We start from the raw sequence: 4,998 nt of genomic DNA on the forward strand, positions 1-4,998 counted from the left end.
ATGACGCTGCAGGTCTCGGAGATGCGCTTCAACGAACTGCAGCGAGCGATCCCGAAGGCCAACGCGGTCACCCTCACCAACCGCCTGCGCAGGCTGGAAGAGGCCGGCATCGTGAGCCGGGTCACTGAGTCCAAAAGCAAGCAGTCGACGGTCTACGGACTTACCTCCCTCGGCCGCAAGCTCATGCCGATCGTCGACGCGGTAAGGGCAGTTGCACTCGACCTGGAGCGCTCGGGCGAAGCTCCTTGACGGGTGAGACAACTGCATGCGACTGACTCCCGGCAGCCACCGCGGTCAGCAGGACCCCGGACGCCCGGCCCGCGCGGGCCACGGTGACCAGGACGCCCTGGTGGCCGCCCGCGCCGCGTTCTTCGACGGCGCCGGACGTGCCGGGCGCACGACCCCGCACCGAGAGCCAGACCCCAGCCCCGTACCGGACGACCTGGCGCGGCTGCTGGACGCCGAGTGCGGGAGGGGGCCAGGGGCCGCGTCGCCCGGGGGCGGGGGCGGCGCCTACCCCGCCGAGAGCGCGGCGCTCGCGGAGCGCAGCGCCCATCGAGCCGTGCGCCATACCGCCTGGCGGTATCCGCACCGGATACCGGGAGGCCCGGCCCACCTGCCCGATCCGATCCGAACCGGGCCGCGGACGCCTACGAGCGGCTCCTGCTGACACCCTCGGTGCCCGCGGCAGGCCCGGACAAGGACGGACCGTCGGGCTTGGTGGTCGCCCAGACCGTGCTGCTGGGGCGGCTGGACTCTCCCGGGCAGGGCATGAGCGGAGGTCTGGCGGTGCTGCTCGGAGACCTCGGCGACCGGCTCGCCGAGACCGACGGGATCGCCGGCGTGATCACGGTCGTCGCGGCCGGGCACGAGGAGCTGACGGAGGACCCCGGGCTCGTCCGCCGACGCAGCCCGGGCCACTGGGTGATGCGGCTTCCCGTGGACGCGCCCACGACCCCGGCCCAGCAGGACCTGCACCACCAGCGCACCGCGCTCACCTGGCGGGCCCCGGCTGTTCGGCGCGATCGCGCGCTCCCTGGACATCCTGCACGTCAGATACGCCGACGACGGCAGCCTGGCCCTCGCGGAGGCCGCCGACCGACTGGGCGCCGCGCTGGTCTTCACGGCCACCCCCGATCCGCATCGCGACCTCGTCACGCGGCACGCCGCGCGCGACCCGGCCGACCCGACGGCGGGGGAGGACCTCCGGCACGATCTGCATCGGGTGTTCGTGGCCGATCGCCTCGTGGCCCGTGCCGACACGGTCGTCGGCATCCCCGGCCGTGGCGGTACGGCGGAACTCGTCCGCCATTTCCCCGTCCTGGCCCCGATCAACACGGGAGCCGGACCGAGCGCACCGCCCGAGGGCATCGCCGCGTACCGCCCCGCGCCCGACGAGCACGACCGTAGGCGCCGGGCGCTCGCCGCGCTCTACCGGGACGGTGCGCGCCCCGACTCGCTCGACCCCCGGGACCGCGGCCTGCCCGCGCTGCTGTGCGTGGGCCGACTTCACCCGGTGAAGCAGCAGGACCTCCTGGTCCGGGCCTGGCTGGCGACAGGCGCATACCGCGGCACCACCCTGATCCTGGTCGGCGGCAGCCCCGGCGCGGGCACGGCCGCCGAGGACGACATGCGCCACCGCATCGACACCCTGCTGGCCGGGAACTCCGGGGCGAGCCGCCGTCTGGCGCTGCTGCCCGCCCTGCCGAACACCGAGGTGCGCCGCCTTGAGCGGGCCCTTGCCGCTCGGACGGCGGACGCGTGCTCGTGGTACGTGTGCCCCAGCGCCAAGGAGGAGTTCGGGCTCGCGGTACTGGAGGCGATGGACGCGGGCCTGCCCGTCGCCGGGCCCCGGCGCGGCGGCGTCGCGCCTTACCTCCGCGACCGGGGCAACGGACTCCTGATGGGCACATCCGACCAGGCGGGACTCATGCACGGCCTGCGGCGCATCACGACCACGTCCGTCGACGACCGACGCCGCTACGCCGCCGCGGGCAGGGACCTGGTCGCCGAACGATTCTCCGTCGCACGCATGGCGGACGAGCTGGCCGCCGAATACCTCGCTCTGCGCGGCTACTGAAGGTCGGGTCGACGCGTCGATCGGTACCGGGCGGGGAGCGGCTCGCGTGTCGATGCCGCCGTATCGCGTGGACAGCCTCGTTCCTTCCGGCTCCCCACCCGCGCTTCGCGTTCCCGCGGCGTGCCGCTCATGACGTCTGCCTGCGGCGACCACGGCTTCCGTCGGCTGCTGCGCCATCTCGGTGCGTCGACCTCGGTTACGTCGGTCTCGGCTATTTCGATGCAAAGACGATGCGAGTTGTTCATGTTGCATCGAATGCGCACCGTGGAGGGGACACGGTCGCTCTTGCGACCGGCGGGTCCAGCGGGGAGCAAGCCATGACGACCGCAGTGCACATCGACGCGGAGACTGACGACGGTGCCCTCGTGGACGGGTTCCTGAACGGTGACGAGGCCTGTCTCGAAGCCCTGCACCGGCGGTGGGGTCCTCTCGTGTACGCCCACGCCAGACGCTCGACGGGGGACGCGCGGGAAGCCGAGGACATCACCCAGCTGGTGTTTTTCGCCGCATGGCGCGGACGAGCCGGATTCACGCCCGAACGCGGCACCCTTCCCGGGTGGCTCCTGGGAATCACCCGCCGCAAGATCGCCGACTCGCTGGCCGCCCGCACCCGGCGTACCCGGCTGGTCGACGCGGCGGCCGGTCAGCTGATGCTCACGGCCACCGACGAGGCCGTGCGACCGGAGGCCGCGCTCGACCGCGTCCTGCTGGCCGACGAACTGTCGCGACTTCCCCAGCCCCAACGCCAGGTCCTCAACCTGGCCTTCTACGACGACCTCACCCAGACCCAGATCGCCGAACTCACCGGTTGGCCCCTGGGCACCGTCAAGAGCCACGCCCGCCGCGGGATGCACCGCCTGGCATCACGCCTCCGGCCGGACACCGCCCCGGAAACGCGCCGCATGACGGCACCGCACTCCGGGGCGTACGGGCGCGCGGTATGTCGCGGGACCGGCGGCGCGGCGTTAGCGTCATGGGGATGACGGGAACCGACGCCGACCGACTGTGGTCCGCATCCATGCCGGCGGCCTATGAGGAGCACCTCGTACCGGTGGTCTTCCGGCCCTTCGCCGATGACCTGAGCGCCCGGGCGGCCGCACTGAGCCCCCGACGCATCCTCGAACTGGCCGCGGGGACCGGCGTGTTGACCGCGTCCCTGCTCGCGGCGGCACCCTCGGCCGAGGTGACCGCCACCGACCTGAACGAAGCCATGGTCACCTACGGGTCCGACCGTGCCCCAGGGGCGCTGTGGCGGCAGGCCGACGCCCAGTCGCTGCCCTTCCCGGACGACGCCTTCGACCTGGTGGTCTGCCAGTTCGGCGTGATGTTCTTCCCGGACAAGGTCGCGGCCTTCGCCGAGATCCGGCGGGTGCTCGCCCCGGGGGGAAGGTTCCTCTTCAACACGTGGGGCCCGCTCGGCACGCATGCCTTCGGCGCGGCGTTCCAGGCCGGTCTGGAACGTGCCTTCCCGGTGGACACGCCGCAGTTCCTTCCGGCGGTCCCGCACGGATACTCCGCTCCCGCGCTCGTGGCCGCCGACCTGACGGCCGCCGGATTCGTAGTGGAGGAGGAGCACGAACTGACGCTGGACGGCCGGGCCGCGTCCGTGGCCGACGTCGCCACCGGATTCCTCACCGGGACGCCCGCGCGCGCGGCCGTCGAGGAACGCGATGCGGGTCCGGGTGTCCGGGCCGCCGTCGTGGAGGAGATGACCGCCCGGCTCGGTCCGGGACCCGTCACCGCCCCGATGACCGCCTACGTCTTCCGCGGCGGGGCCTGAGCGCGGGAGGCCGGCCATCGCCCACTTTGCGGCCCGGGGGTCGGCGGGCGGCTGAAAGAGCAGTCCCAGCTCCTCCAGTACGTGGTCGAAGAGCGCTGGCGGTTCGGGTTCCGCGCTGCGGATGAGTCCCGCCAACATGGCGAGGGAGGGACTTTCGACCTCCGCAAGGAGTGCGTCAAGCCCTGCCTGGATGAGCCGGTCGGAGCCGACGTGCCTGCCGAATGCCCGCTCGCGCGCGATGTGGCTGAGCTGTTGGAGGGCGGCATTGCGGGTCATCAGGTTCTTCTCGGTCGGCGTCCGGGAGAAGAAGGCTCGCACATCCTCCGAGGCTGCTGCATCGCGTTTCTCTTCGACCCGGCCGTGCTGACAGGCGATCTTGTGCGCGGCCTCCCGCCTACGACCAGTGCGATAGCCCCGAGGACCGGTCACACCAGCCCTTTGGCCTACGACTTACGGCCTGTGCGGTGCCGGATCGGTGTCTTCTGCTCGCTGTAAGCCGGGTGGCAGGGTCGCGCGTGCTTCGCGCTGCGGGGTTGAGAGGGGAGTGTCGTTGCAGTTGTGTGGCCGTCGGAGTCGAGGTGGGGTTGGGAGCATCCCGTGTGGGCGGCGTCGGGTTCGTCCGTGGCGTTGCCTGGCATCTCGTGCTGCGTGAGGAAGGGGTCGGCGTGGGCCGCGGCCTCGGTTGGGCTTCTGTACGGCTGGGGGACTGACCGTTTGTGTGGTCGGCTCCGGTGGCCTCCCGCATGAAGTCGCCTTCGCCGGTGGGTTGGGTGATTTCGGCGACGCCTCCTCCAGGCCGCGGCTCAAACGGTTCGCCTTGCGCTGCTGGTGCACCCATCGCCTGAGGGGGGAGTCCTTGGCGACGTCGGCTCGACTTCCTCGTCGTACGGGATGGCGTGGTCGCCGATGATCCTGTGGTGTCGAGGAGGCAACGTGCGATGCCCTCGCTGGGTTTGGGTTTCGGCCCCGGGTGGTTGTTGTGTGTGGTGGTTGCTGTGGTGCCCTTGCGCCATGGTGGTCTGTCTTTGTGTTGGTGGAGTGGCTGTTGTTGGTGGGCTGGTTTTTGGGTATTCGGCTGCGGATGAGTTCTGTGAGGAAAGGGGGGCGGTTAGAGCCGGTCTGGCTGTCTCCGAACTCG

General features: G+C 71.5%; 6 protein-coding genes. 5 read left to right on the forward strand and 1 reads right to left on the reverse strand.

Annotated elements, in window-relative coordinates:
* On the forward strand, nt 1-249 hold a 249-nt coding region (locus ACIQPR_RS49045), incomplete at its 5' end, for a winged helix-turn-helix transcriptional regulator (protein WP_403664360.1).
* A gap of 16 nt (nt 250-265) precedes the next feature.
* Nucleotides 266-670 carry a hypothetical protein gene (locus ACIQPR_RS49050; RefSeq protein WP_403664363.1) on the forward strand — a complete coding sequence of 135 codons (405 nt, stop codon included), beginning with the start codon at nt 266-268 and terminating at the stop codon, nt 668-670.
* A 324-nt stretch (nt 671-994) separates the two neighbouring features.
* On the opposite strand, the gene ACIQPR_RS49055 is transcribed toward ACIQPR_RS49050, so the two are convergent.
* Nucleotides 995-1,222 (reverse strand): hypothetical protein, encoded by a 228-nt coding sequence (locus ACIQPR_RS49055; RefSeq protein ID WP_403664366.1) that lies wholly within the window; start codon nt 1,220-1,222, stop codon nt 995-997.
* Between the two features lie 9 nt (nt 1,223-1,231).
* Between ACIQPR_RS49055 and ACIQPR_RS49060 the strand changes: the two genes are divergently transcribed.
* The 3 genes from ACIQPR_RS49060 (at nt 1,232) to ACIQPR_RS49070 (ending at nt 3,860) form a co-directional block, all read left to right on the forward strand.
* On the forward strand, nt 1,232-2,080 hold the full coding sequence (locus ACIQPR_RS49060; protein ID WP_403664369.1) for a glycosyltransferase family 4 protein: 849 nt from the start codon (nt 1,232-1,234) through the stop codon (nt 2,078-2,080).
* Nucleotides 2,081-2,397: 317 nt separating this feature from the next.
* Nucleotides 2,398-3,063 (forward strand): RNA polymerase sigma factor, encoded by a 666-nt coding sequence (locus tag ACIQPR_RS49065; RefSeq protein ID WP_403664372.1) that lies wholly within the window; start codon nt 2,398-2,400, stop codon nt 3,061-3,063.
* On the forward strand, nt 3,060-3,860 hold the full coding sequence (locus tag ACIQPR_RS49070; RefSeq protein ID WP_403664375.1) for a class I SAM-dependent methyltransferase: 801 nt from the start codon (nt 3,060-3,062) through the stop codon (nt 3,858-3,860). Before ACIQPR_RS49065 ends, ACIQPR_RS49070 begins: the two co-directional genes overlap by 4 nt.
* The last annotated feature ends 1,138 nt before the right edge of the window (nt 3,861-4,998 follow it).

The sequence above is a fragment of the Streptomyces sp. NPDC091280 genome, assembly GCF_044768565.1.
Lineage (GTDB): Bacteria > Actinomycetota > Actinomycetes > Streptomycetales > Streptomycetaceae > Streptomyces.